At 28.3% G+C, this 26,807-nt stretch carries 27 protein-coding genes; 12 read left to right on the top strand and 15 right to left on the bottom strand.

The window, feature by feature from the left end; translation table 11 throughout:
• Positions 1 to 7 precede the first annotated feature (7 nt).
• Together ACTT9L_RS05700 and ACTT9L_RS05695 are read left to right on the top strand one after the other, a co-directional pair.
• The gene (locus tag ACTT9L_RS05700) at positions 8 to 802 is read left to right on the top strand and encodes a ParA family protein (RefSeq protein ID WP_440928351.1); all 795 of its coding nucleotides are present in this window, start codon (positions 8 to 10) and stop codon (positions 800 to 802) included.
• The gene (locus ACTT9L_RS05695; protein WP_440928350.1) at positions 802 to 1,644 is read left to right on the top strand and encodes a ParB/RepB/Spo0J family partition protein; all 843 of its coding nucleotides are present in this window, start codon (positions 802 to 804) and stop codon (positions 1,642 to 1,644) included. The genes ACTT9L_RS05700 and ACTT9L_RS05695 overlap by 1 nt, the downstream gene beginning before the upstream one ends.
• Here the strand turns inward: ACTT9L_RS05695 and holA are convergent.
• From holA to ACTT9L_RS05675, 4 genes are read right to left on the bottom strand one after another with little or no spacing between them, the layout of a single operon-like run.
• Positions 1,628 to 2,632 carry a DNA polymerase III subunit delta gene (gene holA, locus ACTT9L_RS05690; RefSeq protein WP_440928349.1) on the bottom strand — a complete coding sequence of 335 codons (1,005 nt, stop codon included), beginning with the start codon at positions 2,630 to 2,632 and terminating at the stop codon, positions 1,628 to 1,630. The two genes, ACTT9L_RS05695 and holA, sit on opposite strands and share 17 nt — an antisense overlap.
• Positions 2,629 to 3,084, bottom strand: coding sequence for a hypothetical protein (locus ACTT9L_RS05685; protein WP_440928348.1), 456 nt, complete (start codon positions 3,082 to 3,084; stop codon positions 2,629 to 2,631). Before ACTT9L_RS05685 ends, holA begins: the two co-directional genes overlap by 4 nt.
• Positions 3,081 to 5,618 carry a leucine--tRNA ligase gene (leuS, locus tag ACTT9L_RS05680; protein WP_440928347.1) on the bottom strand — a complete coding sequence of 846 codons (2,538 nt, stop codon included), beginning with the start codon at positions 5,616 to 5,618 and terminating at the stop codon, positions 3,081 to 3,083. The genes ACTT9L_RS05685 and leuS overlap by 4 nt, the downstream gene beginning before the upstream one ends.
• Positions 5,619 to 5,663: 45 nt before the next feature.
• Complete coding sequence (locus ACTT9L_RS05675; protein WP_440928346.1) at positions 5,664 to 6,242, bottom strand: DUF3576 domain-containing protein; 579 nt, start codon at positions 6,240 to 6,242, stop codon at positions 5,664 to 5,666.
• 196 nt (positions 6,243 to 6,438) lie between these two features.
• Between ACTT9L_RS05675 and ACTT9L_RS05670 the strand changes: the two genes are divergently transcribed.
• Complete coding sequence (locus ACTT9L_RS05670) at positions 6,439 to 7,395, top strand: porin (protein WP_440928345.1); 957 nt, start codon at positions 6,439 to 6,441, stop codon at positions 7,393 to 7,395.
• Positions 7,396 to 7,445: 50 nt separating this feature from the next.
• On the opposite strand, the gene ACTT9L_RS05665 is transcribed toward ACTT9L_RS05670, so the two are convergent.
• Entirely contained in the window at positions 7,446 to 7,976 is a 531-nt protein-coding gene (locus tag ACTT9L_RS05665; RefSeq protein WP_440928344.1) for a thiamine phosphate synthase, read from the bottom strand.
• Between ACTT9L_RS05665 and ACTT9L_RS05660 the strand changes: the two genes are divergently transcribed.
• Positions 7,971 to 8,630, top strand: a complete 660-nt coding sequence (locus ACTT9L_RS05660; protein WP_440928343.1) for a YggS family pyridoxal phosphate-dependent enzyme — start codon at positions 7,971 to 7,973, stop codon at positions 8,628 to 8,630. The genes ACTT9L_RS05665 and ACTT9L_RS05660 overlap by 6 nt on opposite strands.
• Here the strand turns inward: ACTT9L_RS05660 and ACTT9L_RS05655 are convergent.
• A complete protein-coding gene (locus ACTT9L_RS05655) occupies positions 8,627 to 9,121 on the bottom strand; it encodes a L,D-transpeptidase family protein (protein WP_440928342.1) in 495 nt (164 codons plus the stop codon). The two genes, ACTT9L_RS05660 and ACTT9L_RS05655, sit on opposite strands and share 4 nt — an antisense overlap.
• A 12-nt stretch (positions 9,122 to 9,133) precedes the next feature.
• Here ACTT9L_RS05655 and ACTT9L_RS05650 point away from each other — a divergent pair, with 12 nt between their 5' ends.
• Entirely contained in the window at positions 9,134 to 9,697 is a 564-nt protein-coding gene (locus tag ACTT9L_RS05650) for a winged helix-turn-helix domain-containing protein (protein ID WP_440928341.1), read from the top strand.
• Between the two features lie 102 nt (positions 9,698 to 9,799).
• On the opposite strand, the gene ACTT9L_RS05645 is transcribed toward ACTT9L_RS05650, so the two are convergent.
• The 6 genes from ACTT9L_RS05645 to ACTT9L_RS05620 all read right to left on the bottom strand — a co-directional run bounded on the left by ACTT9L_RS05645 (position 9,800) and on the right by ACTT9L_RS05620 (position 15,996).
• Positions 9,800 to 10,729 carry an adenosine kinase gene (locus ACTT9L_RS05645; protein ID WP_440928340.1) on the bottom strand — a complete coding sequence of 310 codons (930 nt, stop codon included), beginning with the start codon at positions 10,727 to 10,729 and terminating at the stop codon, positions 9,800 to 9,802.
• Between the two features lies 1 nt (position 10,730).
• Positions 10,731 to 11,384 carry an endonuclease III gene (nth, locus tag ACTT9L_RS05640; protein WP_440928339.1) on the bottom strand — a complete coding sequence of 218 codons (654 nt, stop codon included), beginning with the start codon at positions 11,382 to 11,384 and terminating at the stop codon, positions 10,731 to 10,733.
• Positions 11,384 to 12,160, bottom strand: a complete 777-nt coding sequence (gene dapB, locus ACTT9L_RS05635; protein WP_440928338.1) for a 4-hydroxy-tetrahydrodipicolinate reductase — start codon at positions 12,158 to 12,160, stop codon at positions 11,384 to 11,386. The genes nth and dapB overlap by 1 nt, the downstream gene beginning before the upstream one ends.
• A 36-nt stretch (positions 12,161 to 12,196) precedes the next feature.
• Positions 12,197 to 13,324: a molecular chaperone DnaJ gene (gene dnaJ / locus ACTT9L_RS05630; RefSeq protein WP_440928337.1), complete on the bottom strand. Its 1,128-nt coding sequence runs from the start codon at positions 13,322 to 13,324 to the stop codon at positions 12,197 to 12,199.
• Between the two features lie 29 nt (positions 13,325 to 13,353).
• Positions 13,354 to 15,279, bottom strand: a complete 1,926-nt coding sequence (gene dnaK, locus ACTT9L_RS05625; RefSeq protein ID WP_440928336.1) for a molecular chaperone DnaK — start codon at positions 15,277 to 15,279, stop codon at positions 13,354 to 13,356.
• Positions 15,280 to 15,342: 63 nt separating this feature from the next.
• Entirely contained in the window at positions 15,343 to 15,996 is a 654-nt protein-coding gene (locus tag ACTT9L_RS05620) for a nucleotide exchange factor GrpE (RefSeq protein ID WP_440928335.1), read from the bottom strand.
• A gap of 36 nt (positions 15,997 to 16,032) precedes the next feature.
• Between ACTT9L_RS05620 and rdgB the strand changes: the two genes are divergently transcribed.
• A complete protein-coding gene (gene rdgB / locus ACTT9L_RS05615; RefSeq protein ID WP_440928334.1) occupies positions 16,033 to 16,635 on the top strand; it encodes an RdgB/HAM1 family non-canonical purine NTP pyrophosphatase in 603 nt (200 codons plus the stop codon).
• Here the strand turns inward: rdgB and ACTT9L_RS05610 are convergent.
• Positions 16,619 to 17,773 carry an ABC transporter substrate-binding protein gene (locus ACTT9L_RS05610; protein WP_440928333.1) on the bottom strand — a complete coding sequence of 385 codons (1,155 nt, stop codon included), beginning with the start codon at positions 17,771 to 17,773 and terminating at the stop codon, positions 16,619 to 16,621. The two genes, rdgB and ACTT9L_RS05610, sit on opposite strands and share 17 nt — an antisense overlap.
• A gap of 34 nt (positions 17,774 to 17,807) precedes the next feature.
• Between ACTT9L_RS05610 and rsmI the strand changes: the two genes are divergently transcribed.
• Both rsmI and ACTT9L_RS05600 read left to right on the top strand, forming a co-directional pair.
• The gene (rsmI, locus tag ACTT9L_RS05605; RefSeq protein ID WP_440928332.1) at positions 17,808 to 18,671 is read left to right on the top strand and encodes a 16S rRNA (cytidine(1402)-2'-O)-methyltransferase; all 864 of its coding nucleotides are present in this window, start codon (positions 17,808 to 17,810) and stop codon (positions 18,669 to 18,671) included.
• Positions 18,661 to 19,254, top strand: coding sequence for a BON domain-containing protein (locus tag ACTT9L_RS05600; RefSeq protein ID WP_440928331.1), 594 nt, complete (start codon positions 18,661 to 18,663; stop codon positions 19,252 to 19,254). The genes rsmI and ACTT9L_RS05600 overlap by 11 nt, the downstream gene beginning before the upstream one ends.
• Here ACTT9L_RS05600 and ACTT9L_RS05595 read toward each other — a convergent pair whose 3' ends face one another.
• The gene (locus ACTT9L_RS05595) at positions 19,255 to 21,540 is read right to left on the bottom strand and encodes an NADP-dependent malic enzyme (RefSeq protein WP_440928330.1); all 2,286 of its coding nucleotides are present in this window, start codon (positions 21,538 to 21,540) and stop codon (positions 19,255 to 19,257) included. It lies immediately after the preceding gene.
• Between the two features lie 52 nt (positions 21,541 to 21,592).
• Between ACTT9L_RS05595 and murJ the strand changes: the two genes are divergently transcribed.
• From murJ to ACTT9L_RS05575, 4 genes are read left to right on the top strand one after another with little or no spacing between them, the layout of a single operon-like run.
• On the top strand, positions 21,593 to 23,122 hold the full coding sequence (murJ, locus tag ACTT9L_RS05590; RefSeq protein ID WP_440928329.1) for a murein biosynthesis integral membrane protein MurJ: 1,530 nt from the start codon (positions 21,593 to 21,595) through the stop codon (positions 23,120 to 23,122).
• Positions 23,123 to 23,126: 4 nt separating this feature from the next.
• Positions 23,127 to 24,128, top strand: a complete 1,002-nt coding sequence (gene trpS, locus ACTT9L_RS05585) for a tryptophan--tRNA ligase (protein WP_440928328.1) — start codon at positions 23,127 to 23,129, stop codon at positions 24,126 to 24,128.
• A gap of 52 nt (positions 24,129 to 24,180) precedes the next feature.
• A complete protein-coding gene (locus tag ACTT9L_RS05580) occupies positions 24,181 to 24,723 on the top strand; it encodes a NifU family protein (protein WP_440928327.1) in 543 nt (180 codons plus the stop codon).
• Between the two features lie 6 nt (positions 24,724 to 24,729).
• On the top strand, positions 24,730 to 25,797 hold the full coding sequence (locus ACTT9L_RS05575) for a glucosaminidase domain-containing protein (protein ID WP_440928326.1): 1,068 nt from the start codon (positions 24,730 to 24,732) through the stop codon (positions 25,795 to 25,797).
• On the opposite strand, the gene ACTT9L_RS05570 is transcribed toward ACTT9L_RS05575, so the two are convergent.
• Positions 25,794 to 26,789, bottom strand: coding sequence for a polysaccharide deacetylase family protein (locus ACTT9L_RS05570; protein ID WP_440928325.1), 996 nt, complete (start codon positions 26,787 to 26,789; stop codon positions 25,794 to 25,796). The genes ACTT9L_RS05575 and ACTT9L_RS05570 overlap by 4 nt on opposite strands.
• Positions 26,790 to 26,807: the final 18 nt, after the last annotated feature.

Below are 26,807 nucleotides of genomic sequence, written 5' to 3'. Positions count from 1 at the left end.
AAATTAAATGCAAATTATTTCAGTCATAAATCAAAAGGGTGGGGTTGGAAAAACCACTACGGTGATAAATCTTGCAGCCGGTTTATCTCAAATAGGTAAAAAAATTTTAGTAATTGATCTAGACCCACAAGGCAACGCTACTACAGGTCTGGGTTTATCGAATATGGATAGCTCAAGTGATACTATCTATGGAGTATTGAATGGAACTAGAGAAATTAGTGATATAATTAAAAAAACACAGTTTGAAAATTTAGATATTATTACATCAAATGTGGATTTATCAGGTCTTGAAGTAGAGACCGCTGATGATAGTAACAGAGCTTTTATATTAAAGACTAAATTAGCCGCATATTTAAACAATTCTAGAGGAATATATGATTATGTTTTGATTGATTGCCCACCTTCATTGAGCTTATTGACGGTAATGGCACTTGTAAGCTCAAACTCACTTTTGGTACCACTTCAGACTGAATTTTTTGCCTTGGAGGGTTTAACGCAGCTGATGAAAACAATTGAAAGGATAAAAGTAAGTTTAAATCCAGATTTGAAAATCAGAGGGATACTTTTAACTATGTATGACAAAAGAAATAAACTCTCTTCACAAGTTGAAAAAGAAGCGAGAGACTATTTTAGTGATAAAGTTTATACAACGGTAATACCGAGGAACGTTAGATTATCTGAAGCACCTTCACACGGTATGCCAGTTTTAATTTATGACAAATCATGTCCTGGTAGTAAATCTTATTTTAGTTTTACAGATGAGTTTGTTAATCAAGAGACGACTATTGGGAGTGCTGCTTAATGGATAAAATAAAAAAAGGACTAGGTAGAGGTTTATCATCGTTAATAGGTGAAACAAAAATAGAATCACAAAAAAATATGTTATCAATTAGTGACATAGTTCCAAATAAATATCAGCCAAGAAAAATTTTTGATGAGAATAATTTAAATGATTTAACTAACTCTATTAGAGAAAGAGGAATGATCCAACCCATTATAGTCCGTAAATCTGTCGAGAATATTTCCAAATTTGAAATAATTGCAGGTGAGAGAAGATGGCTTGCAGCACAAAGAGCCGGTCTTAATAATGTTCCCGTTGTAATAACAGAGGCAGATGATTTAAAATCTCTGGAATTTGCAATTGTTGAAAATGTCCAAAGACATGACCTTAACCCTCTTGAAGAAGCACAGGGTTATAAACGTTTGATAAATGATTTTTCATACGATCAAGAGAAAGTATCAAAATTTATTGGTAAAAGTAGAAGCCATATAACCAACTCATTGAGACTACTTACTTTGCCTGATGATGTAATAAAATTAATTGAGACCCAAAAATTGACGGCTGGTCACGCTAAGGTTTTAGTTGGATTAGAAAATGCAAGTTTTGTAGCGACTAAAATTATCGAGAAAAAGCTTTCTGTAAGACAAGCTGAAAATTTTGTGAAAATTTTTAAAAACAAAAAGCAAATATCAAGTAATAATAAAGATACTAATATTATTGCACTTGAATTATCAATTTCAAATAAAATTGGATTAAATGTTGATATAAACAATAATAAAAGAAATAAAGGTAAAATTAGTTTTGAATATAAAGATTTAGATCAATTAAATAAAATAATTGATATTATTAAAAAACATTATTAGTACCCACTGAGCATTTATTTAATATAAAGTCAGAAATTATATTAATAGAGTTGTTTATGTTTTTTTTAATTTGAAGCTCCATGTCACTTATATCATAAATTAATTCATCAATTTGTTTAGTTTTCCATTTATTTATTTGTTGTTTTATAATTTCCTTATCTTTCCAAAATATTGGAGGTTTTGCTAGTGCAATAGTTCTATCTAGATCATTATTTTTTTTATATTCGGAACGTAATTTTTTTAATCTTTTTATCTTTTGTAAAAAAGTTCTTGTAATAATTATACAATCTTCATTAGTAAAATTATTTTCATTCAGTATAGCCATTGTTTTTATTTTATTTTTAGCCAAACAATTATCAATAAGTTCTGAAATGCTGTAGTTCTCAATTAAATTAATAAGTTTCATTAGATCTTCAGTATTTAGTTTTTTATTAGTCATTAAAAAACAATCAATTTTATTTAACTCATTTATTAAAACACCTCTATCACCGTTGCATTTGTTTGCTATTAAATTGATATTAGATTGTGATATTGAAATATTTTTTTGTCTAAGAAAGTTCTGTATAATCCTTGATAGCGTTATTATGTTGTCTGGATAAAAAGCTACGCATATTAATTTCTTATTTTTCTCAAAAAAAGATCTGAGTTTCGATTTTTTATCTAAGTTATCTGAATTAATAATAATTTTAAGATTTGTAATATTTCTATTGATTAATTCTTCAATTATCTTCAACATTTTATCTGTTGCTCTATTAATGATTATAATTTTTTCGTTTTCGAATAAGGATTCAGATAAAATACTCTCATAAAATTCGTTAATTTTATCAATTACGTCTTTTTCGTCGTAGGTAAATAAGGATAAATTTTTATTTGTGGAAATTAGTTTTTTTATTTCTTCTTGTTTAGCCCCTTGGTTTTGCCCATAAAACAGTAAAATATTGTTGTGATTTATGTTTATTTTATTAACTTCATAATTTTTTAAAATCATTGTCTACTATTCATTTCTAAATTAAATTTTCTTATTGTTGATAAGGCAAAGCTTCTTTTCAGTGTTTCCTCGTAATTTTTCTGTTCAAATATATCAGATAAGTTTTTGACATTATGTTTTTCTTGAAAAGTTATTTCATCCTTAATTCCATTTTGTTCAACTGAAAAGTTTGCATTTAAAATGACTCTAAAATCTGATGTTGATCCCTTCATATCTTTTGAAAGGATATTTTTTTCAAATGAAGTATTTATTTTTAGTATGATTTTATTTTCTGCTTGAGAATTAGATATTCTTTTTATTTCTGAATTTAATATATCGTTCATAATTCGATCACCATTAATTTCAACTAAGTTTATAAAATAATTAGTTTGGTTATCTTTAGTATAAATTGGAGAAAAGCCACAATGCTGGATAAAAAAAATTAATAATAATAAAATTATTTTTTTATTCATTGTGTAATTATATTTAAAATTTTATTTTTTATGAAAATTGTTTTTTTTATACTTTCTTTATTTATATATTTTTTTAAATTTTCTTCAGCATAAACTATTTTCATTAAATCATTTTCTGTTGTATTCATTTTTGTATTTATCAAGCTTCTTTTTTTTCCATTAATTTGTACAACTATATTTACAAAATCTTCCTTAAGAAATTTTTCATCATATTTGGGCCAATTTATTTTTTCTACATTTAATGTTTTTAAACACTCATTTGAAAAGTGAGGAATTATAGGGGTCATTGCGATTAATATTTTTTTATAATTTTCAATTAATGTATTGGTTGTGTAATTTTTATCTAACTCCTTTGTAAAAAAAGAGTACATTTCGTATAAATTAGCAATTATTTTATTGTAACTAAAATTTTCAAGATTTTCAGTTACTCTTTTTAAGAATTTATTTGTATATTTTGTTAAATTTTCATCAGAGTCATTTTTATGATCTTTTTTAATTTCATATAAAATTTTTGAATTCAGGTTCCATAATTTTTGAATAAATTTAAATGCAGAAATTATTCCTTCCTCAGACCATTGCACATCTTTTTCTGGTGGGCTATCGGACAAAATAAATAATCTAGCCGAATCTGCTCCATAATTCGAAATAATATTCTCTGGATCTATAGTATTTTTTTTAGATTTAGACATGGACTCAGAAGCTCCAACTTTTACTAATACAGATTTATCTGTCTTTAGGTACTTTTTTCCATTAGAGACAATAATTTCGTCAGGACTAATCCAATTTCCCTCTTCGTCTTTATAAGTTTCGTGGCAAACCATTCCTTGTGTGAAAAGGCCTTCAAATGGCTCTGATAAATTAAAATCTTCATTTTCATAAGATAGTGCTTTCATGAAGAACCTAGAATACAACAAATGTAAAATTGCATGTTCAACACCACCTATATATTGATCGACTGGCATCCAATAATTAATATCTTCTTTTTTAAAACCATATTCAGTTTCCTTAGGAGAGCAAAACCTTAAATAATACCATGATGAGCAAACAAAAGTATCAAGTGTATCCGTTTCTCTTGTTAATTTTTTTCCATCTATTTCAATATTTTTCCATTTTTTTTCACTATCCAAAGGATTGCCTTTTGTTTTAAGATTAATATTTTCAGGAAGTTTAACTGGTAGCATAGATTTTGGTATTGGATGTACATTACCCTTTTCATCATATGCAACTGGTATTGGGCATCCCCAATATCTTTGACGAGATACACCCCAATCTTTTAATCTAAAATTAATTTGTTTTTTTCCAAGTTTTTTCTCTTCTAAAATTTTTATCGTTTCTATCACAGAATTTTCTGGAGCCTTAAGGCCATTTAAAAAATTTGAATTAATTAATATTCCTGGACCAGGGTAAGCCTCATCAGTGACACTATATCTGTCATCTTTATCTTCAGGTCTTACAACTGTAGTAATTTTAAGATTATATTTTTTAGCAAAATCAAAATCTCGCTGATCATGAGCTGGGCAACCAAATACAGCTCCAAATCCATAATCCATTAATACAAAATTTGCAAAATAAACTGGTACTTTTTGTTTAGGGTTTAATGGGTTGATTGCATATAAATCTGTTTTAAAACCAATTTTTTCCCCAACAGCAATAGCTTCTTCTGTAGTTCCAGTTTTAGAACACTCTTGTTTAAAATCTAAAAATTTTTTGTCATTAAGAAAAAATTTTGAAATTTCATGGTCCACAGAAACTGCTAAAAATGAAAAACCAAAAAGTGTGTCAGGTCTGGTAGTAAAACATTTTATACTTTTTACTGGCAAATCACCTTTTATTTTAAACTCTATTTCGCAGCCAAAGGATTTACCGATCCAGTTTTTTTGCATTATTTTTACTTTATTTGGCCAGTTATCAAGTGTTTCTAACCCGTCTAAAAGTTCTTGAGAGAATTTAGATATATTAAAGAACCACTGACTTAATTTTTTTCTTTCTACTAACGCTCCTGATCTCCAACCTTTACCATCAATTACTTGTTCATTAGCAAGCACTGTTTCATCAACGGGATCCCAATTGACATAATTTTCTTTTCTATAAACTAATTTTTTTTTTAATAATTCAAGAAAAAAAGTTTGTTGATGTTTGTAATATTCCTCTGAACAAGTTGAAATTTCTCTATCCCAATCAATTGAAAGACCAAGTTTTTTTAATTGAGATTTCATGTTTGATATATTGGTTTCAGTCCATGTTTTTGGATCTAAATTATTTTGTTTGGCCGCGTTTTCTGCTGGCATACCAAATGAATCCCAGCCCATTGGATGAAGTACATTATAACCTTGTAATGCTTTGTATCTAGCTAATACATCGCCAATAGTATAATTCCTAACATGTCCCATATGTATCTTTCCAGATGGATACGGAAACATTTCTAAACAATAAAATTTTTTTTTATTTTTATCTGTTTTAGTAGCAAAAGTTTTCTGGATCTCCCAGACTTCTTGCCATTTTTTTTCAACCGATTTGAAGTTATATCTGTCCACGGAAATAAATTTAATTAATTTAAAAACAGTTATTTAATATTTATGTTAGTTTGTTTTTTTCGCCTTTCTATTTTTTGAGGCTTTTTCTTTTTTATAAATAGCTGCTTTCTTTAAAATTTCTTTTGTTATTTCACTAACGAGTACTTTATTACTTTCTGTAATTTTACAGTTCATAAGGTTATCTCTACATTTTCTGTTGAATACTTTTATTTCTAGTGCATCTGATCTAATTTCATTTGTTAGGAATCTTATTGAAATTTTAATACTCTCACTAGGATCAGCATTGTCATAATACCAGTCAGTAATTATAATTCCCCCACTATAATTTACTGAGCTTAAAGGCATAAAATCAATGACGTCAAGAGAAGCTCTCCACAACTCATTAGAACTTGCAAATTCAAAACCTCCGCCACTCGTCATATCTCCTATGGCTTTATTTATTGTAAATCCTCTTCCCTCTTCAAGGTTTTGTTGCACTCTTTTTTTTGGATCATCTGGAAATTTTCTCGCATCACCGCCAGGAATACCAGGAATTTTACCGTCACACCCATTTAATAGTAATGTTAAAATACTTACAATGGATATAGCTCTAAATAATTTATAAGAAATTGTTTTAATCATCATTTTTCAATGCTTATACAACATAATTTTTTGATGTGATAAAATATATAGAAATTGCTGGAAAAAAGTGATGCAAAAATGCAACACTTATCAAATTTATCAATAAAACATACAATTTTTTGATAAATTTAATGAAGAAATGATAAATGTTCCCTGTTTATTATTAATAATTAACAAAAAATATTAAGGAGTAATTAATATGAACACATTTAAAAAAGTAGGATTAACTGCATTAGCTGGTTCTCTTGTAGTTACATCTGCAGTTGCTGGTGAAATGTCAGTAGCTGGTTCTGCTAGCATTGGACTTAAAAATACTTCAAAGTCTGCTACTGGTAGATCATGGACAATGGGAAATCAGTTAACTTTCTCAGGTTCAGGTGAGCTAGACAATGGTATGAATGTATCATTATCATTTGTATTAGACCAAGCTGATGACAGTACAACTGGTCTTGCAAATTCACCTTTTGATAGTCATTCTGTAACAATTAGTTCAGATTCATTAGGAACATTAGTATTCTCTGGTGAGGGTGGATCTTCTGCTCAATCAGCTATTGATACTACTGCTGCTGGTGACCTTTGGGATAATGGTTCTGGTTTTACAACGCCAAGAGCGTCAGAAGCTGGAAACAACAGTATGCTATATACATTACCAACATTCGTGGATGATTTGACAGTTAAAGCTGGTTACTCTCCAGGAGGAGCTGGTGGTGGATCTGCAACATCATATCACGTTGGATACTCAGGAGTTGAAGGTTTATCTGTTGACTACGCTGTAGGTCAAACAGAAACAATTGGTTCTGAGGAAGAGCATACAACTATGAAAGCTTCATACGCTTATGGTTCGTTCACGTTTGCTATTTCAAATACTGAAAACGCTTACGATCTTGCATCTTCAACTGATGAAGAAATTTCTTCATGGAAAGTTTCTTACACAGTAAGTGATGACTTATCAGTTTCTTACGGTCAAGAAACAATTGATACTGAAGGTCAATCTGTTGATGAAGAAGCAGAGTCAATTTCTGTAAGTTACACAACAGGTGGTGTTACTTTATCAGCTACTCAGTATGAGTTTAGTGGTAGAGGTAACAGCAATACTGAAGCTAATGGAACTGGTGATGCAGAAAGATGGTCATTATCAGCTTCTTTCGCATTCTAATTTAATTAAATTTAAATTTCTAAAAGGGCCCCTTTTTAGGGGCCTTTTTTTTATTCAAAATAAGATATTCCAGCAAATTCTAAATTGTCTAAAAGGTTGAGCTTGTGAATATTTTTTTCAGAAATTCCGCCTAGAACAACTATCTTTTTCATTGTTAATTTGGAAATTAATTTAAATTTATTAATTCCTAAATAGTTCTTATTTTTTTTGAATAAGGAGGATATGAAAATTTTTTCTACTTTTTGGATTTCTTTAGTTCTAATTTCTTTAAGATTATGTGCTGATCCAATAATTTTAAATTTTTTCTTATATGAAAAAGATAAATGATTAAAATCCTTATTAAATGAAGGTATATAAGCTCCATCTAAGCTTAAATTAATTGCTAACTTAATATTATTAGATAGATAAAATTTTATTTTTCTTTTTTTACAATAGTTCTTAATTTTTAAAATAAGTAATTTATCTATTTTTTTTTCAGAGTAATTTCTATAAATAATAATTGTATTCTTATCTTGTTTATCGATATTATTTGTGTCAAATTTATTTATAAAGTAATATTTATTGCTTTTATAATAATGCATAAAACAATTCAAAATTTATTAAATATAGAAAATAAAATTCAAGCTGATCTTGATAACTTAAATATTATTAACCAAACGAAAATTATAGCAGTATCAAAAACTTTTAAAATGGATAAAATTTTACCTTTGATTAAGCATGGTCATGTTGATTATGGTGAAAATAAAGTTCAAGAAGCTCTAGAAAAGTGGACAGAGGTAAAAGCAAATAATTCAAATATTAAACTACATTTAATTGGTAAATTACAAACTAATAAAGTCAAATTTGCTGTGAAAATATTTGATTATATACATTCAGTTGATTCAGTAAAACTTGCACAAAAAATTTCCGATGAATGTTTAAAGATAAATAAAAAAATTAAAATTTTTGTTCAAGTTAATATTGGACAAGAAGCTCAAAAGTCAGGAATTGATCAAGACGATTTAGATAATTTAGTTTCTTTTTGTAAAAACACTAATCTAGAATTAGTTGGGCTAATGTGCATTCCTCCTTTGAATTTAGATCCTCTGATTTATTTTAAACAGATGTCAAAATTAAATAAAAACTATGGATTGGCTGACTTAAGTATGGGCATGTCATCAGATTATCTAATAGCTGCAAAAAATTCAGCTACGTATTTGAGAATAGGATCTAGTATTTTTGGTGAAAGATCTTAAAAAATTTTAATCTTAGAATTTTTTTTTATAATTTTAGCTAAAATTAAAAAATCCTTTTTTTTAAGTGCAATACATCCAACAGTAGGCTTGTAGTTATTTGTTAGATGTATAAATATACAACTACCCAATCCTGGAACTGGTTTTTTATAATTGTACTTGATTGGGATAAAAAGATCATATTTGTTATCTTTTCTCATTAATATTTCATGTTTAATTTTTTTACTAATTTTTATACGCCTGTTATATTTTGTTGGAAAATTAACATCGTCACACCACCCCATATCATTTTTAATTTCAATACATTTAAGAAACGTTTCTGGTTTATTAATTCTATCTCTTCTATAATAAAGGTTTTCAATTTTAAATGTACCTTTGGGTGTTTTTTTATCTCTTTCTTTTTTATTTTTAGTTGAACCTTTTTTACCAATACAGCACCTAAATTTAAATTCATCTATATGAAGAGTGTGTTTATTTTTTACAAAAATTGTCATATTCTCTCTTAAGTGACTACACAAAATTTAATTATTTATAAGTTTAACGTTTTATATCATATTCTTGAAGAACTTAGTTTAGATTTAAATCTTAAGGTTACCTTTGCAAATACTGAAAGTTCTTTAAATGAATGTGTAAAAAATTTAAATAATTACTTAATTATTTCAAATAAAGAATATTTAGATATTAACAATCAATTAGTTTTAGATAATCTACCGATTAATATTTTTAAATTAATTGAAAAGATAAATATTGAATTTTTAAAAATACAATTTAGCAGTCAGTCTGAAGTTAAAGTAAAGAATTATATTATTGATCTAAATTCAAGAGAAATTATAATAAATAATACTAAGCTTAGATTGACTGAAAAAGAGATTAATACAATAATTTATTTATCAAAATCAAACAAACCAGTAAGTATTGATGAATTACAAGAAAAAGTGTGGAGTTATCAATCCGATATAGAAACTCATACTGTTGAAACACATATCTACCGATTGAGAAAGAAAATTTTATCTACTTTTAAGGATAGTGAATTTATAATTAGTGAAAAAAATGGTTATCAAATCAAATAAGAAAAACCCGATGGCTAAAGATTTATTTACTAAAAAGTATAAACCCAAAATAGTAAAGCCCAAAAAAGGTAAAGGCAGTTTTAAAAGAAAGAAAAGTTAAATTTAAAGTCTTGCTCCAATTTGTTGGATTACCTTTGATGACATTTCAGTACCTTTCTCGAGACACTGGTTTGTAGATAGTTTGTTGACGTACCCATGTAAAAATCCAGCAGCAAAGAGATCACCCGCTCCTGTTAGGTCAACAATTTTGATATTTTTTTGGACATTACTTTCAAAAACTTCATGACCATTAATAGCAACTGCACCTTTTTCTCCTCTAGTTACAATCACTAATTTATTAAGTTGTTTTGAAAAATTTACAACTTCATCAAAACTTTTTGCTTCAATTAATGAGGTAATTTCTTGTTCGTTAGCAAAAGTTATATCAAGTTTGTTTTTAATTAAGTTTAAAAAATGAGGTTTATGTCTGTCTACGCAAAATAGATCTGAAAGTGACATAGCAACTTTGTTTGCGTTATTTATAGCTTTATCGAAAGCTTTTTTTGGTTCCCCTTCATCCCATAGGTAGCCTTCCAAAAATATTATCTCACTTTTTTTAATTGCATCTGAACTAACATCGTTTTCATTAATTTTTCCTGCTGTTCCTAAAAAAGTACACATTGTTCTTTCTGAATCTGGCGTTACTAATATTAAACATGTTCCTGTTGGCAATTGCTCTTTTTTTTTAGAATAAAAATACTCTACATTTTCTTTTTTCAATCCCTCTTCATACTTACTACCAAATTCGTCATCTGAAACTTTACCTATAAAACCAACTTTGTTACCAAGTTGCGATAGCCCAACTATAGAGTTTGCTACAGAGCCACCAGAAACTGTTTTCGCAATTTTAAGATTTGTTAATAAATTTTTGAACTCACTTTCATCAAAAAATAATTTCATCGTACTTTTTGTAAGATTATTGTGCACAATAAAATTGTCATCAACTTTACAGATAACATCTACAATAGCATTTCCTATTCCTAAGATTTTCATACTAAGCCTTTTTCGTAATAACAGGTTTTTTTCTATTTGGGTAGCAAGTAGTACAAATTTTACAAGTTAAGCCATAACAATCCCTTGCCTTACAATACTCTCTGCCATAAAAAATTATTTGTAAATGAAGCTTGGACCAGGTTTTTTTTGGAAATATTCTTTTTAAATCCTTTTCAGTTTGAACTACATTTTTTCCATTTGTTAAACCCCATCTTTGTGCAAGTCTGTGAATATGAGTATCAACAGCAAAAGCTGGATATCCAAAACCTTGAGACATCACAACACTAGCTGTTTTATGGCCTACACCAGGTAATTTTTCGAGTTCTTCAAAAGTTTTAGGCACTTTACCCTTGTGTTTTTCTAACACTTGCTTTGACATTAAGTAAATACTTTTTGCTTTAATTCTAAAAATACCAATTTTTTTTATTAATTTCTCAATTTTCTTTCTTCCTAATTTTACAAAGTGTTCTGGTTTATAGTATTTTGGATATATATCCTTTGTTACATTGTTAACGTTAACATCTGTACACTGTGCAGAAAGTAGTACAGAAATTAATAGAGTGAAAGTATTTTTACTTTTTAAAGGAACAGGTGCTTTAGGGTAAATTTTATTAAGAGTTTTAATTATGATTTTTGCTTTTTGTTTTTCATTCATTATGAAAAGTTAAGCAAATCTCTCATAGAATATAAGCCAGGTTTTTTTTTCATTAACCATTTAGAAGCAGTTAAAGCTCCATCCGAGTAAAGTGCTCTATCAAAAGCTTCATGGTTTAATGTAATTATTTCTTTTCCACTTGAAAATTTCACCTCGTGTTCACCAATAATTTCACCTTTTCTGATTGAGTTGAAATTAATTTTTTTTCCGTAAGGAAAAGATTTTTTATTTAAAAATTTTTTTCCCATTAAATTATATAAATTTTTATTTTTTCCATCGGCAATTCCTTTACCAAGCATTAACGCAGTACCAGATGGATAGTCTTTTTTATGTTTGTGGTGTACTTCAAATATTTTAGTTAAGTATTCATCATTCAATGATTTGGAGGCAATCTCAGTTAAATACATTAATAAATTTACACCTAAGCTCATGTTCCCAGCTTTTAAAATAGGTATTTTTTTTGAAAATTTCTTAATCTGATTATCCTGACTTCTGGTAAATCCAGTAGTACCAATTATTACTTTTTTTCTTAATTTCGAGGCTATTTTTAATATTTCAAGAGTGCATTTAGGAATAGTAAAATCAATTATTACGTCAGCTTTTCTAAAAGCTTTTTCAGAATTTAACTCAGGTTTAACTCCATTAAACTTTTTATTTATTAATCTATTTTCTGTAAGTGTAACTAGTTTAAAGTTTCTATTTTTCTTTGAGGACTTGATTAATTGCTGGCCCATTCTACCCACGCAACCAGAAATAGCTAAATTAATTTTTTTCATTTAGCTAATATTAACCTGTTTTAGAAGATTAGTCTTTTAGTTTTTCCAGAAATCTTTTGCTTTTTGAAAAAATTTTTTAATGCTCGGATTCGACTTATCGTTTTCAATTTCTCTAAATTGCTCTAATAATTCTTTTTGTTTTTTATTTAAATATACAGGGACCTCTGTTTTAACTTGAACATATAAGTCCCCAAAATCTCCTCTTCTCATAAATGGCATACCTTTACCTTTAAGTCTAAACTGTTTACCATTCTGAGTTCCATCAGGAATTTTTATTTTTGCTTTTCCACCATCAATTGTTGGAATTTCAACGGTAGTTCCTAAAGCAGCATCAGCTAAAGAAAGAGGGAATTCAAAAAATAAATTTTCGTCAGACCTTTTAAATAAGTTATGTGAATTTACATTAATAAACAGATAAAGATCACCCGTTGCTCCACCTCTTGTTCCTGCTTCACCTTTTCCTGCTAATCTTATTCTTGTTCCATCATCGACACCTTTTGGAATTGTAACAGATATCCTCTTAGATGCTTGTTTTTTGCCCTGACCATTACAATCATTACAAGGATTTGTAATTTCCTCACCATTTCCATTACATTGAGGACAGGTTTGTTGTACGGTAAAGAAACCTTGATTAGATCTTATTCTACCATTCCCACCACAATATGAGCATCTGTCTGGAGAATAACCTGGTTTTGATCCATTACCTTTGCAAGTTCCACACTGTTCCGATGTAGAAAATTTAATATCTTGTTTTTTTCCATGGTAGGCTTCTTCTAGAGAAATAGATAAATCATACCTTAAATCTGAACCTCTGTTATTTGATTTTCTACTTCTTGATCGTCCACCTCCTCCAAAATCACCAAAGAAATCCTCAAAAATATCTGAGAAATCTGCTCCACTGAATCCACCAAAACCACCACCTGGTCTACCACCACCGTTTTCAAATGCAGCATGACCAAAGTTATCATAGTTTTGCTTTTTTTCTTTATCTGAAAGAATTCCATAAGCCTCGCTGGCTTCTTTAAATTTCTCCTCAGCTTTAGTATCTCCAGGATTTTTATCAGGATGATACTTAACAGCTAATTTTCTATATGCAGATTTTAATTCATCAGGACTTGCGCTTTTATTTACGCCTAGGACATCGTAATAGTCTCTTTTAGCCATCAAATTACCCCAGACAATTAGATGTCAGTTTAAGCGCTTTTTTCTTTATTCTCGTCTTTTACTTCTTCGAAATCAGCATCGACAACATTCTCGTCTTTTTTGCCTGTATCATCTCCACCATCATCTTTTCCAGAATCAGGTTTTGCACTTTGTTGTGATTTATAGATTGCTTCACCAAGTTTCATTGAAGCTTGAACTAAAGTTTCAGTTTTTTTCTTAATATCCTCAATATCTTCACCTTTTAAAGCTTCTTTTACTGCAGTCGATGCATCCTCAATTGCTTTTTTCTCTGCATCAGAAATTTTTGATCCATGCTCTTTTAAATTTTTTTCAGTAGAGTGAATTAAAGTATCTGCTTGGTTTCTAACATCAACCGACTCTCTTTTCTTTTTATCAGCTTCTTTGTTAGCTTCTGCATCTTTAACCATTTTTTCAATTTCTTCATCACTTAGTCCGCCTGAAGCTTGGATTTGAATTTTCTGCTCTTTACCGGTTCCCTTATCTTTTGCTGAAACATTTACGATACCATTAGCATCAATATCAAATGTAACTTCAATTTGAGGCACTCCTCTTGGAGCTGGTGCAATACCCACTAATTCAAAATTTCCTAAAGCTTTATTGTCAGCAGCCATTTCTCTTTCACCCTGTAGAACTCTAATAGATACAGCTGGCTGATTATCTTCTGCAGTTGAAAACACCTGACTTTTTTTAGTTGGTATTGTTGTATTCTTATCAATCAGTTTTGTAGAAACTCCACCAAGTGTTTCGATACCAAGTGATAGTGGAGTTACATCTAATAAAAGTACATCTTTAACATCACCTTGTAAAACACCTGCCTGTATAGCAGCACCCATTGCAACTACTTCATCTGGGTTTACACTTTTGTTAGGATCTTTACCAAAAAAATTTTTTACTTCCTCGATTACTTTCGGCATTCTAGTCATACCACCAACCATAACCACTTCATCAATTTCACTAGCAGTTATTCCAGCATCTTTTAGAGCCGTCTTGCATGGAGGCATCGTTCTAGAAATTAAATCCTCAACTAAAGCTTCAAGCTTTGCTCTAGTCATTTTTAAATTAATATGTTTTGGACCTGTTTTATCTGCTGTAATAAAAGGTAAATTTATATCCGTTTGTTCAGCAGATGATAATTCTATTTTTGCTTTTTCAGCTGCTTCTTTTAATCTTTGTAAAGCAAGTTTATCAGATTTAAGGTCAATTCCATTATCTTTTTTAAATTCAGAAATCAAATAATCAACAACAGCATTATCAAAATCTTCACCACCTAAAAAAGTATCACCATTAGTTGATTTAACTTCAAATACACCATCACCTAATTCTAAAATAGAAACATCAAATGTTCCTCCACCTAAATCATATACAGCAATTTTTTTATTTTGTTTTTTATCTAAACCATAAGCTAGAGACGCAGCTGTTGGTTCATTGATAATTCTTAAAACCTCTAATCCAGCAATTTTTCCTGCATCTTTTGTTGCCTGTCTTTGTGCATCATTAAAATATGCGGGCACTGTAATCACAGCTTTTGTTACGGCTTGACCTAAATATTTTTCTGCTGTTTCTTTCATTTTTTGTAAAATAAACGCAGATATTTGAGAAGGTGAATATTTTTCTCCTTTAGCTTCTATCCAAGCATCACCTTTTTCAGAATTAATTATTTTGAAAGGTGCAGCTTCCACATCTTTTTTTACAGTTGGATCATCAAAATTTCTTCCTATTAATCTCTTAACCGCAAAGATAGTATTTTCTGGATTTGTAACAGCTTGTCTTTTAGCTGGTTGTCCAATTAATTTTTCATTTTTATCTGTAAATGCTACTACAGATGGAGTAGTTCTTGCTCCTTCAGCATTTTCCAAAACCTTAGCTTGTGTTCCTTCCATAATGGCAACACATGAATTTGTTGTTCCTAAGTCTATTCCAATAATTTTACTCATAATATTAATGTCTCTCTTTCGACATATAGGGTTTAAATGTGAAACTACAAGTTGATCTCATAATTATTTATTTTCCAAATTTTCCTTATTTTCTTCAGTTTTTTCCTCTTTTATTGTAACTTTTTTTGACACTCCTACTAATGAGGGTCTTAGTAATCTGTCTTTTATAGTAAATCCTTTTTGAATTTCCTGGATTATTGTTCCAGGTTCTTTCGTATCATCTTCTATTTCCATCATTGCTTGATGAAAGTTTGGATCTAGTTTTTTGTTAATGCTATCTATCGGTTTAATATTATTTTTTTCAAATATTGAGATTAGATCTTTTTTAATTATGTCTAAATGTTCTAGAGTTTTTTTCAATGCTTCTGTTTCTTTTAACTTGTCGTCACTTTCAAGAACATGTTTTGATCGATCCAAGTTATCAATCAAATTTAATGCTTCTTTAGCAAAACTATAACCACCATATTCAAAAGCATCCTCTTTTTCTTTTTCAAACCTTCTTCTTTGGTTCTCCATTTCAGCAAAAGTTCTTGCTAATTTATCTTCTAGTTCAACAATCTTTTCCTCTGGAGTTGGTTCTTTAATTTCTTCCTTCGGTTCTTGGTCTGTTTCTTGTTTATTTTCTTCGGCTAAGTTTTTTTCAGTTTTATCATTTTCTTTTACTGTATCATGGTTTTGATTTACAGAAGTGCTATTTTGGTTTTCCTCTTTTTCCATAGTCATTTATATGGTAAGGATTTTAATAATTTCCAGATGTCTAAACAAAAAATAAATAAACTACTCATTGGGACTAATAACAAGGGCAAATTAAGAGAAATTAAGAGTTTATTGCCAAAAAAGGTAAAAATACACTCTACATCTGAATTTAAGCTCAAAAGTCCATTAGAAAATGGTAAGACGTTTAAAGAAAATTCATTAATTAAATCTAATTATTTTTCAAAAAAAACAGGATTAACATGCTTGGCGGATGACTCCGGTTTAGAAATAGATTTTTTGGGTAAAAGTCCTGGAATTTATTCTGCAAGGTGGGGAGGAAGGCATGGAGATTTTAATAAAGCTATTAAAAGAGTTTACAGAGAGCTAAATAAAAAGGATAAAAATTGGAAAAATAAAAAAATTAAAGCAAGATTTATTTGTGCACTTTCTATTTCTTATTTAAGTAAAAAAATTGTTTGTGTTTTAGGAAAAGTTGAGGGTCATATTTCAGATAAACCAAGAGGAAAAAATGGATTTGGCTATGATCCAATTTTTATTCCTTTAAAAAAAAGAAAAACTTTTGGAGAAATGAAGCCGTCTCAAAAATATAAGATGGACCATAGATATCAAGCTTTTAAAAAAATTAAAAAATTTCTATAAGTTTTTGATCCTCAATTTTATAAAAATTAAGTCTATGATTTATTTTGTTATTTTTAATATCAAAAATTCCTATTTTTCCTTTGAATGAGTTTTTTCTTTTAAAAATTTTATTTAGGTTTTCTGCTTTTGAGTTTATTGACAAATAATAAACTAAGCCAACAAGATCATAACTCAATAGAGATAAGTGTGTAGGGTCTTCATTAAATGCGTTGAAGTATTTTATTTTGTAGTTATCAAAATTTCCTTTATTTATTGATGGGTAATATAATGGCTGGATATCAGTTTCGTTTAATAGACTTTCATCAAACCATTGATTTAAAGTTATAAAATATTTATTTTTAGGAAGTACATCAGTATACAAAAGCGATGTAGATACACTTTTTAGACTTTCATCAAAATCTGCAATTACAACAGCATCAAAATTTAAACCACCCAACGTGTATCTTTTTTCAAGTCTTTTTATCTTTTTTTCTTTATTAGGATCATTTGAATTTTTTATCCTTTTTATTTCATCTTCCAAATTTTGTTTTCTAATTCTATAATTTGTAATTTCCTCTATCTGTTTCGTTAGTTTTGTAGGCTCTGTATTATATTCATAATCTTTATAAATTTTTATTTTTGAATTTTTCATTCCTCTTTTGATTTCAAATTCATAATCTTGAATTGGTGTTAAAAAAATAGTTCTTTGTATTTGATTAGTTTCTAAAAATTTTTTTATTGTGTTAAATTGTGATGTTGAATTAATTCCAGCAGAAATTACATTTTTAGGAAGATCTAAAGTTTTATTTGTTAATGATAAAAATTTTAAATCCTTCATTTCATCTAAATAAGTTAAACTTTCATAGAATACAGGGCCAATAACAATTTTTATTCCCATTTCACTTAATTCAAATGCTGATTTTAAAGTTTGGTTAGCTTTAGTTGCTGTATCTTTAGGAAATATTTCAATTAAATTGTTATCAATGTCTTTCACAGCTAATCCAACTGCTTTAATGATTGATTCTCCAATCTTCTTATTTTCTCCTGTCATAGGTACCAATAATCCTATTTTGATTTTTTCTTGAGCATTAACAGCTGTAAAAAAAAGAAAGTGAAAACTTAAAAGAATAAGATAAATAATTTTAATTAATTTAACCATTTTGATGTTAGTATAATATTTTTTGAGCTAAATTATGATCATAAAACCACAATTAAAATTAAAAGAATACGAAAATGGTCTTTATTTAGTATCAACTCCCTTAGGAAATCTAAAAGATATAACGTTAAGAGCAATTGAGGTTTTACAGCAATCTCATTATATTTTATGTGAAGATACTCGCGTTTCAAAAAATCTTTTAGAAAAGTATCAAGTAAAATCAAAATTAATTTCAAATCATAAATTTAATGAAAAAAAAAATTTAGTAAAAATTATTGAATATTTAAAATCTGGAAAAATAATCTCTTTGATATCTGATGCTGGTACACCTGGTATTTCTGATCCTGGTTCAATTTTAGTTAATGAGTGTATTAATAATGAGATAAAAATTTTTCCAATTCCTGGACCTTCTGCTATTGCTGCAGCTATTTCAGTTAGTGGTTTTTCAGATAAATTTTTGTTCTGTGGTTTTTTTTCTGATAAAAAAAATCAATTATTTAATGAATTAAAAAAATACTCTGAATATGAAAATTCTTTAGTTTTTTTTATTTCTCCTAAAAAAATTAACAAAATTATACCTGAAATAAAAAAGAATTTTACTGGAAGAAAAGTAGTTTTTTGTAGGGAAATAACAAAAATATATGAAGAATTTATTAGAAAAAATGTGGATGAATTACAATTGTTTGATAAAGAACCAAAAGGTGAACTTACGGTTGTTATTTCAGAAAAAAAAATTAATAAAAATATATCTAAAAAATTGACTGAATCAGATATGAATATAATAAAAAAAATGATTAATAAATTATCTACCAAAGAAATTACTAATATTTTAAGTCAGAGTATTAACGTGCCTAAGAAAGATATTTATAATTATTGTTTAGAATTAAAAAATGAAGAATAAATTTCTTATTTTTATTTTAGTGATTTTTGTTTTAACAGGATGTGTTGGAGTTGGTACCAAAGGTCTTTTTGGAACCGGTGTCTCAGTTGCTTTAGATCCTAGAACAGTTGGTACTCAAATAGATGACTCTATCATGCAGAAAAGTATAAGCGCAAAGATTTTGGCAAAAGATAAAAAATATCTATTAACTGTAAAAACCAAAGTTTTAGATGGGAGAATTTTTGTTACTGGAAAAGTAGATAGCCCAGAAGAAAAATTAATGATTACTAAATTAGCATGGGAAACTAAAGGTGCTAGATCAGTAAGGAACGATATTAAAATAAAAGAAGAATTTAATTTTAAACAATCTGCAAAAGATGTTTTAATTACTTCTCAGCTTAGAACAGCAATAATTGTTAATAAAAATATTAAGGCAACTAATTATCAAATAGATACCTATAAGAAGAAAATTTATATTTATGGAATTGCTTTAACTTCAGAGGAAAAAGATTTAGTTATAAGTGAAGCAAAAGAAATACTTGATGTCGAAGACGTTATTGCAAGTATAATACTTGTTGAAGATTTAAGAATTCAAAGAGAGTAATTATTTTTTGTAATCAATAACTTGGGAAGAATAAGCAGCAATCGATGCTAGGTTAAGTATCTCAGAAGTTGATGATCTTAAAGGTGCAATTTCTATTGGAAGCCCAAGGCCAATTAGTAATGGTCCAATAACTTTTGTGTCTCCAATTGTTTTCATAAGTTTATATGAAATTGCTGCACTATGCTGTCCGGGCATTATTAAAATATTTGCTTTACCAACTATCTTTGCAAAAGGATAAAGTTCCTCATACTCTGGATTAAGAGCAACATCAGGCTGCATATCTCCATCAAATTCAAAGTCTACTTTTCTCTCTTTTAATATCTCGACTGCACTCCGAATATGTTTTGTTCTACTAGTAAGAGGTTGGCCAAATGTAGAGTGGGATACAAAAGCAACTTTAGGGTCAAATCCAAAAAGTCTTACTACTCTTGCTGTAGATATAGCAATTTCAGCCAATTGTTCAGAGGTTGGATATTCATGTACACTTGTATCACCTACAAAAATAGTTTTACCTTTATGAACTATCATGTTTAAACCAAACATAATTTCACCTTTTCTTACATCAACAACTTGCTTAATTTTTTCAAGTGAAGCACCAAATCGTCTTGTATTACCTGTTACAGCACCATCAGCATCACCACAGGCAACCATACTAGTAGCCCAAACAACTCTATCATTTCTGATCATTCGGTCACAATCTCGTTCTAATAATCCTTGCTCTCTTTGTAATTTTTCAAATAAATGTTTAACGTATCTTTTTCTTTTTTCTTCATCTTTTGAATTCACAATTTCAATGTCAAAACTCTCACTATAACCAATATTTTTAATTTGTTCTTTAATTTTAGTTTCTTTACCGACCAGGATTGGAATACCTAATTTTGAATTTTTAAATGCTATAGCGGCTTTTAAAGTATTTTCATCTTCACCATCTGCAAAAACAATTCTTTTCTGATTTTTTTTAATAAATGAATTTATACCTTGCATGATGGTTACTGTTGGGTCTAGTCTTTGTTTTAGTTGATCTTTATAAACTTCAAAATCATCTATATTTTTTCTAGCTGCTCCACTATCTATAGCTGCTTTTGCTACAGCCGCTGGTATTACACTAATTAATCTTGGATCAAATGTAGATGGAATAATATAATCTTTTCCATAATGAGGTCTTTCTCCACCCATAGCTGCAACAACTTCATCAGGAACATCTTCTCTTGCAAGCCTAGCTATTGCATTAGCTGCAGCAACCTTCATTTCTTCATTTATCGTTTTAGATCTCACATCTAAAGCGCCTCTAAAGATATAAGGAAATCCAATTAAATTATTTACTTGATTAGGGTAGTCTGATCTCCCTGTTGCAACAATTGCATCATTTCTAACCTCACTAATTTCCTCTGGGGTAATTTCTGGATCAGGATTAGCACAAGCAAATATAATTGGATTTTTTGCCATAGATTTAACCATCTCTTTTTTTAGAACACCTTTTGCTGATAATCCTAAAAAAACATCTGCGCCTTTAACAGCATCCTTTAAAGTTCTATGTTTGGTTTTAACTGCATATCTGGATTTCCATTGATCGATTCCTCCAGTTCTTCCTTGGTAAATAACGCCCTTTCTGTCTAGCATTATTATATTTTCAGACTTTACTCCTGAGTTTTTAAATAACTCAGTGCAAGCTTGTGCTGAGGCTCCAGCACCATTAACTACAACTTTAATTTTTTTTATTGATTTACCGCAAATATCTAGGGCATTAATTAATGCTGCAGTAGTTATAATCGCTGTTCCATGTTGGTCATCATGAAAAACTGGGATATCTAAAATTTCTTTTAATTTCTGTTCTATTATAAAACAATCTGGGGCCGCTATGTCTTCTAAATTTATTCCACCAAAGCTAGGTGCAAAATTTTTAATTGAATTTATGATTTCATCTGAATCTTTACAATCAATCTCTAAATCAATCGAATCGATATCTGCGAATCTTTTAAATAATACAGCCTTTCCTTCCATCACAGGCTTTGATGCAAGAGCACCTAAATTTCCCATCCCTAATATTGCTGAACCATTACTTATTACAGCAACAAGGTTTCCTTTACTTGTGTAATCATAAGCTGCATCTGGATTTTCACTTATCTTTTTTACTGGGGCCGCAACACCTGGAGAATAAGCTAAAGCGAGATCACGCTTAGTCGTCATATTTTTTGAAGAAATAATCTCAATCTTGCCTGGTTTTTTGTCTTTATGAAAATCTAAAGCCTCTTTATCTGTGTAATGATCAATTTTTGTTTTTTTCATTTCTGATAACAATAAGTGTACAATTGGGGTAAAATTAAGACTAATATGATTTATGAACTTACTTAAGTCAACAGGTACATTTGGTTTTTATACTATCATTAGTAGATTGCTTGGTTATTTAAGAGATATTTTAATAGCAATTTTTCTAGGAACAGGGATGTTGGCTGATGCTTTTTTTGTAGCATTTCGAATTCCAAATACTTTTAGAAGATTGTTTGCTGAAGGCACCTTTAATGCAGCATTTGTTCCAAGTTATTCATCAGAAATTACTAAGGGAAAAAAACAATCAAATAAATTTGCTAACGATATTTTTAATCTACTTTTTTTAGGGTTGTTATTTTTAACAATAATTATTGAAATTTTCATGCCTGCATTTGTTTCAATTATTGCCCCAGGATTTGTGGGTGATTTAGAAAAAATGGAGGTAGCAATTAATTTAACAAGAATTACTTTTCCTTTTTTATTTTTTATTTGTCTAGCCTCTTTTTTTTCTGCAATCTTAAATTCACATAATAAATTCGCAGCTGCAGCTGCAGCGCCAATAATTTTAAATATTGTTTTAATTTTAGTATTGATTTTTTCTAAATCTTTAGGTGATCAATTAGTTTATTATTTATCCTATGGTGTTTCTTTTGCTGGTTTTTTACAATTAATATTTTTATATAAATATGTATCAAAATATTACTCGCTTGAATTTAATTACAAATTAAAAGTAAGTAATAAAGTTAAGTTTTTTTTTAAAAAACTTTTACCGAGTATTTTTTCCTCTGGAGTTACCCAAATTAATATTTTAGTAGGTACAATAATTGCATCATTTCAAGCAAGTGCAGTTTCTTATTTATATTATGCAGATAGAATTTATCAAATTAACCTAGCTATAGCTGGTATTGCTATAGGTGTTGTAATACTTCCACAGCTTTCAAAATATATTCAATCTAGAAAAAAAAATAAGATTTTGCTTATACAAAATAAAGCTCTTGAATTAAGTTTGTTCTTAAGTCTTCCAGCAACTATCGCTTTAATCATAGGATCAGAACAAATTATTTCAGCTTTATTTGGCTATGGGTCTTTCAATGAAAATTCGGTGAGCAACTCAAGCTTAGCTTTATATTACTTTGCTTTAGGTCTGCCTGCTTTTGCATTGATAAAAGTTTTTTCAAGTTTTTTCTTTGCAAATCATGATACCAAAACTCCATTTTATATTTCCTTGATCTCAGTATTGGTTAATATCTTTATCAGTTTGTATTATTTTAGTGAAATTGGTTTTATAATAATTCCAATAGCCACATCTATTTCATCTTGGTTTAATTCTATTTTGTTATTTTTATTTTTAAAAAATCGAAAATTATTTTATTTTAATCAAATTTTTTTTATTAAATTTATTAAAATAATTTTTGCATCAATTATGATGGGTTTATTTTTTAATTTTATGTTAAATTTTTTCCAAAATGAGTTAGCATTTAATCAATCAATTAAATCTTTTTATTTAGTTTTATCTGTTATATTAGGATTATTGTTTTATTTAATTGTGTGTTATTTCATCAAAGCTTTTCAAATGAATGATATTAAATTAAAGTATTAATTTTATGGGTAAAAAAATATTCTCTGGTGTTCAGCCTACAGGCAATCTTCATCTTGGAAATTATTTAGGTGCCATAAAAAACTTTGTAGACTTAAATAATGATAAAGATAATAAATGTATTTTTTGTGTAGTTGATCTACATGCCATTACAGTAAGGCAAGATCCTAAAGAATTAAAAAATAATATCCGAGAAACTGTTGCAACTTTTATAGCAAGCGGAATAGACTCAAAAAAAAGTATAATTTTTAATCAATCTAGTGTGGCTGCTCATGCAGAAGGAGCATGGATATTAAGCTGTGTTGCTAGAATGGGTTGGTTGAATAGAATGACTCAATTTAAGGAGAAAGCTGGTAAAGATAAAGAGAAAGCCAGCATAGGACTTTACTCTTATCCAGTTTTAATGGCAGCTGATATTCTTTTATATGATGCTACACATGTTCCAGTAGGTGATGATCAAAAGCAACATTTGGAGTTATGTAGAGATATAGCTCAAAAATTTAATAACGATTTTGAAGTAGAAAATTTTCTTCAAGTTCCTGAACCTTTAATTCAAAAAGAATTTTCAAGAATAATGAGTTTAAAAGATGGTTCAAAAAAAATGAGTAAATCAGAATTGTCAGATTTAAGTAGAATAAATTTAACAGATGATAAGGATCAAATAATAAACAAAATCAAAAAAGCGAAAACGGATCCTTTGCCTATGCCACTAGATATAAAGGAGTTTGATGAAAGGTTAGAGGCGAAAAATCTTTTAGGAATATATTCAAGTTTAACTAATTCTACATTAGAAAACTCAGTAAAAAATTTTGCAGGTAAAAATTTTTCAGAATTTAAGGAACAATTAGCTGAGGAACTTGTGAATAAAATTGAACCTATTTCTAATGAGATAAAAAAACTTTTAGGAGATAAAAGTTATTTAGATAAAATTCTTCTAGATGGAGTTGAAAAAGCTAATTTAATTGCATCCAAAAAGATTGAAAGAATTAAGGAAATAGTAGGTTTTTAATAAAAATCTATTATCAAGTTTTAATTTTTAAAATATTCACTATATATAATTTATGTTCGTGCAAACAGAAGTAACACCAAATCCAAATTCTTTGAAATTTCTTCCTGGGAAGAAAGTTTCAAACAGTGGTCCTTATGAAATTACAAATAAAGAGGATATGAAAAATGAATTGGTGAGAAATATTTTGTCAATAAATGGTGTTGAGGGTATTTTTTTAGGTCAAGATTTTATTTCAGTAAGTAAGAATGAAAAAATTCAGTGGGATGAAATAAAACATATCGTAATTTCTTTAATAAATGATTTTTACGCAGACGGTAAAGAGTTCGTAATTGATGAAAACATAAAAGAAGAAGATTTAGATTTGAGTGAAATTGAAACAAAAATTGTAAAAATTTTAGAAGAAAAAATAAGACCTGCTGTTGCTAGAGACGGTGGAGATATTAAATTTAAAGAGTTTAAGGATGGAATTGTTAAGGTACAATTACAAGGGAGTTGTTCAGGCTGTCCTAGTTCAACTATGACTTTAAAACAAGGTGTTCAAAATCTTTTATGTCATTACTTACCAGAGGTAAAAGAGGTTGTTGCTATACAATAATTAATTATGAGAAAATTTAAAAAATCAGGTTTTTTAAAAAATAAAAGCTTTAGTATAGTTTCGCGGTTTTTTTTAAGTTCTTTTATTGTAATTTCACTCTTTTATGCAGCGCCGATAATTATTAATTTTACAGATAAAAATTTTAATAACAAAGAATTTACCAATAATTCAAAAAACATTTTAAATAATACATTAAATAAAAAAGATAAATTATTTGAGGAAGATTCAACAGCAGATGCTGATGAAAGAGATTTATTATATGATATTTTAGAAGAAAATAATTCTGAAATTAATCTAGTCAGATATACAACAACTGAGATCGATTCATTATTTAAAGAGGTAAATTATAATTTAAAAGATGTAAGGGATACAAAATTAGTAAAACCAATAGATATTGGTCTTCTACCGAATGAAATTAAAAATATTGGAAACACTAAAAAAAGAAAAAATATGTTTATAAAAATTGTTCTCCCTTTAATAGTTAAGGAAAACAATAAAATTAGAGTTGATAGAAAAAGATTATTCACAATTTTAAATAAAAATAGCAACACTGATATTGAAAAAAAATGGTTAGAAAAAAAGTATAAACAATATGGTGTAAGGAAAAATGATTTATCTACCTTGAAAGTAAGAATGGATGAAATACCAGTTTCATTAGCAATAGCTCAAGCTGCTAAGGAAACTGGGTGGGGCACCTCAAGATTTGCTTTAAAAGGAAATGCATTATTTGGTCAGTGGACATGGTCTGGAGAAGGATTGAAACCTAAAAATGCTGATGAGGGTAAAGATCATAAGGTTATGAAATTTCATAGCTTACAATTATCTGTGAGAGCATATTTGAGAAATTTGAATACACACTCAACCTATAAAAATTTAAGAAAAGCAAGAACAGAACTTAGAAATCAAAATAAACCTTTAGATAGTTTAATTTTGTCTAAACATTTAGATAAATACGCAGAAACAGGAAACCAATATATAGAGGTTCTACAAAAAATTATTGAACAGAATAATTTAAAAGATTTTGATGAGGCAAGATTGTTGCCTTCAAGTAAAGACTTAGAAAGTTTAATTTAATTTTCATTTACTTTTATAGGGAATTGAACACCAAACCATCTCCATTTCCCATTATCATTTAGAGAACAATTAATTCTACCTCTTCTTGGTTTGAATGGTTCTCTAAATTCAATCGTTAAAGAGTTGTTGGTAAAGCTTGTTTTTGATTTTTCCCAAACGCCTCCCTCATTAGAGTAACAATTAATATTTGATAAATTTTTTTGCTTTTTAAAAAATTCAACTTTGAAATTTGGAGGGTTTGTATTTTCAAATAGTTGTTTTTCTTCAGGAAGAATTTTTTTATATTCAAGAGGATAATAATTTATTATTGATTTAAATCTTTTTAATTCCCCGTATTTTTCATTAATTGGAAATCTAGGTAATTCAAATTTATCTTTATTTAAATCAATAACTCCAGAGTGCTGGCCAAAAGCATATTTAAAATTCTTAGATATATAATCTTTCATAAATTTAGAGTATTCACCAAATGGGTATGAAAATAAATTAGGCACATAACCAAGTTTTTTTAGGAAAATTTTATTTGCTGTTTCAATATCTAAAATAAACTCATCATTGTTTACATCTATAAGATATTCATGAGTATGAGAATGATGTCCTATATATGCAAAATCATTGCTCTCAACTTCTTTAATTTGCTCCCAAGTCATGTAACCTCTTTTTCCTACTGGCTCAGTTGAGACAAATAAAATAAATGGAATTTTATTTTCTTTTAGATAAGGCCATGCTTCAGTATAAAAAGATTCAAAAGCATCATCGATAGTTATAAGAATTTCTTTTTTTTGTTTTGGTTGATTAAACTGTTCATCAAAATTATTTGGATTATGAAAATTAAAATCTGAGTTCTTAATAATATTTATATGTTTCTCAAATATATCCATTTTAATATTGGTCGAAGGGTACTTATTTTCATTAAAACGATGATACATTATTGATAGAATTCCTTCATCATTGGAATAGTATTTGATATTATTTTCATCTGATTTAGAACTCATATTAGAAAATAAAATAAT

The organism is Candidatus Pelagibacter sp. (assembly GCF_052049675.1).
Taxonomy (GTDB): Bacteria; Pseudomonadota; Alphaproteobacteria; order Pelagibacterales; family Pelagibacteraceae; genus Pelagibacter.
This window is presented reverse-complemented; position numbering and strand designations above follow the sequence as displayed.

What these genes read in the sequence shown, in the direction of transcription:
- ACTT9L_RS05700 (WP_440928351.1), top strand. Translation starts at nt 8, where the DNA reads ATGCAAATTATTTCAGTCATAAATCAAAAGGGTGGGGTTGGAAAAACC.
- ACTT9L_RS05695 (WP_440928350.1), top strand. Translation starts at nt 802, where the DNA reads ATGGATAAAATAAAAAAAGGACTAGGTAGAGGTTTATCATCGTTAATA.
- holA (WP_440928349.1), bottom strand. Translation starts at nt 2,632, where the DNA reads ATGATTTTAAAAAATTATGAAGTTAATAAAATAAACATAAATCACAAC.
- ACTT9L_RS05685 (WP_440928348.1), bottom strand. Translation starts at nt 3,084, where the DNA reads ATGAATAAAAAAATAATTTTATTATTATTAATTTTTTTTATCCAGCAT.
- ACTT9L_RS05675 (WP_440928346.1), bottom strand. Translation starts at nt 6,242, where the DNA reads ATGATGATTAAAACAATTTCTTATAAATTATTTAGAGCTATATCCATT.
- ACTT9L_RS05670 (WP_440928345.1), top strand. Translation starts at nt 6,439, where the DNA reads ATGAACACATTTAAAAAAGTAGGATTAACTGCATTAGCTGGTTCTCTT.
- ACTT9L_RS05660 (WP_440928343.1), top strand. Translation starts at nt 7,971, where the DNA reads ATGCATAAAACAATTCAAAATTTATTAAATATAGAAAATAAAATTCAA.
- ACTT9L_RS05665 (WP_440928344.1), bottom strand. Translation starts at nt 7,976, where the DNA reads ATGCATTATTATAAAAGCAATAAATATTACTTTATAAATAAATTTGAC.
- ACTT9L_RS05655 (WP_440928342.1), bottom strand. Translation starts at nt 9,121, where the DNA reads ATGACAATTTTTGTAAAAAATAAACACACTCTTCATATAGATGAATTT.
- ACTT9L_RS05645 (WP_440928340.1), bottom strand. Translation starts at nt 10,729, where the DNA reads ATGAAAATCTTAGGAATAGGAAATGCTATTGTAGATGTTATCTGTAAA.
- nth (WP_440928339.1), bottom strand. Translation starts at nt 11,384, where the DNA reads ATGAATGAAAAACAAAAAGCAAAAATCATAATTAAAACTCTTAATAAA.
- dapB (WP_440928338.1), bottom strand. Translation starts at nt 12,160, where the DNA reads ATGAAAAAAATTAATTTAGCTATTTCTGGTTGCGTGGGTAGAATGGGC.
- dnaJ (WP_440928337.1), bottom strand. Translation starts at nt 13,324, where the DNA reads ATGGCTAAAAGAGACTATTACGATGTCCTAGGCGTAAATAAAAGCGCA.
- dnaK (WP_440928336.1), bottom strand. Translation starts at nt 15,279, where the DNA reads ATGAGTAAAATTATTGGAATAGACTTAGGAACAACAAATTCATGTGTT.
- ACTT9L_RS05620 (WP_440928335.1), bottom strand. Translation starts at nt 15,996, where the DNA reads ATGGAAAAAGAGGAAAACCAAAATAGCACTTCTGTAAATCAAAACCAT.
- rdgB (WP_440928334.1), top strand. Translation starts at nt 16,033, where the DNA reads ATGTCTAAACAAAAAATAAATAAACTACTCATTGGGACTAATAACAAG.
- ACTT9L_RS05610 (WP_440928333.1), bottom strand. Translation starts at nt 17,773, where the DNA reads ATGGTTAAATTAATTAAAATTATTTATCTTATTCTTTTAAGTTTTCAC.
- rsmI (WP_440928332.1), top strand. Translation starts at nt 17,808, where the DNA reads ATGATCATAAAACCACAATTAAAATTAAAAGAATACGAAAATGGTCTT.
- ACTT9L_RS05600 (WP_440928331.1), top strand. Translation starts at nt 18,661, where the DNA reads ATGAAGAATAAATTTCTTATTTTTATTTTAGTGATTTTTGTTTTAACA.
- ACTT9L_RS05595 (WP_440928330.1), bottom strand. Translation starts at nt 21,540, where the DNA reads ATGAAAAAAACAAAAATTGATCATTACACAGATAAAGAGGCTTTAGAT.
- murJ (WP_440928329.1), top strand. Translation starts at nt 21,593, where the DNA reads ATGAACTTACTTAAGTCAACAGGTACATTTGGTTTTTATACTATCATT.
- trpS (WP_440928328.1), top strand. Translation starts at nt 23,127, where the DNA reads ATGGGTAAAAAAATATTCTCTGGTGTTCAGCCTACAGGCAATCTTCAT.
- ACTT9L_RS05580 (WP_440928327.1), top strand. Translation starts at nt 24,181, where the DNA reads ATGTTCGTGCAAACAGAAGTAACACCAAATCCAAATTCTTTGAAATTT.
- ACTT9L_RS05575 (WP_440928326.1), top strand. Translation starts at nt 24,730, where the DNA reads ATGAGAAAATTTAAAAAATCAGGTTTTTTAAAAAATAAAAGCTTTAGT.
- ACTT9L_RS05570 (WP_440928325.1), bottom strand. Translation starts at nt 26,789, where the DNA reads ATGAGTTCTAAATCAGATGAAAATAATATCAAATACTATTCCAATGAT.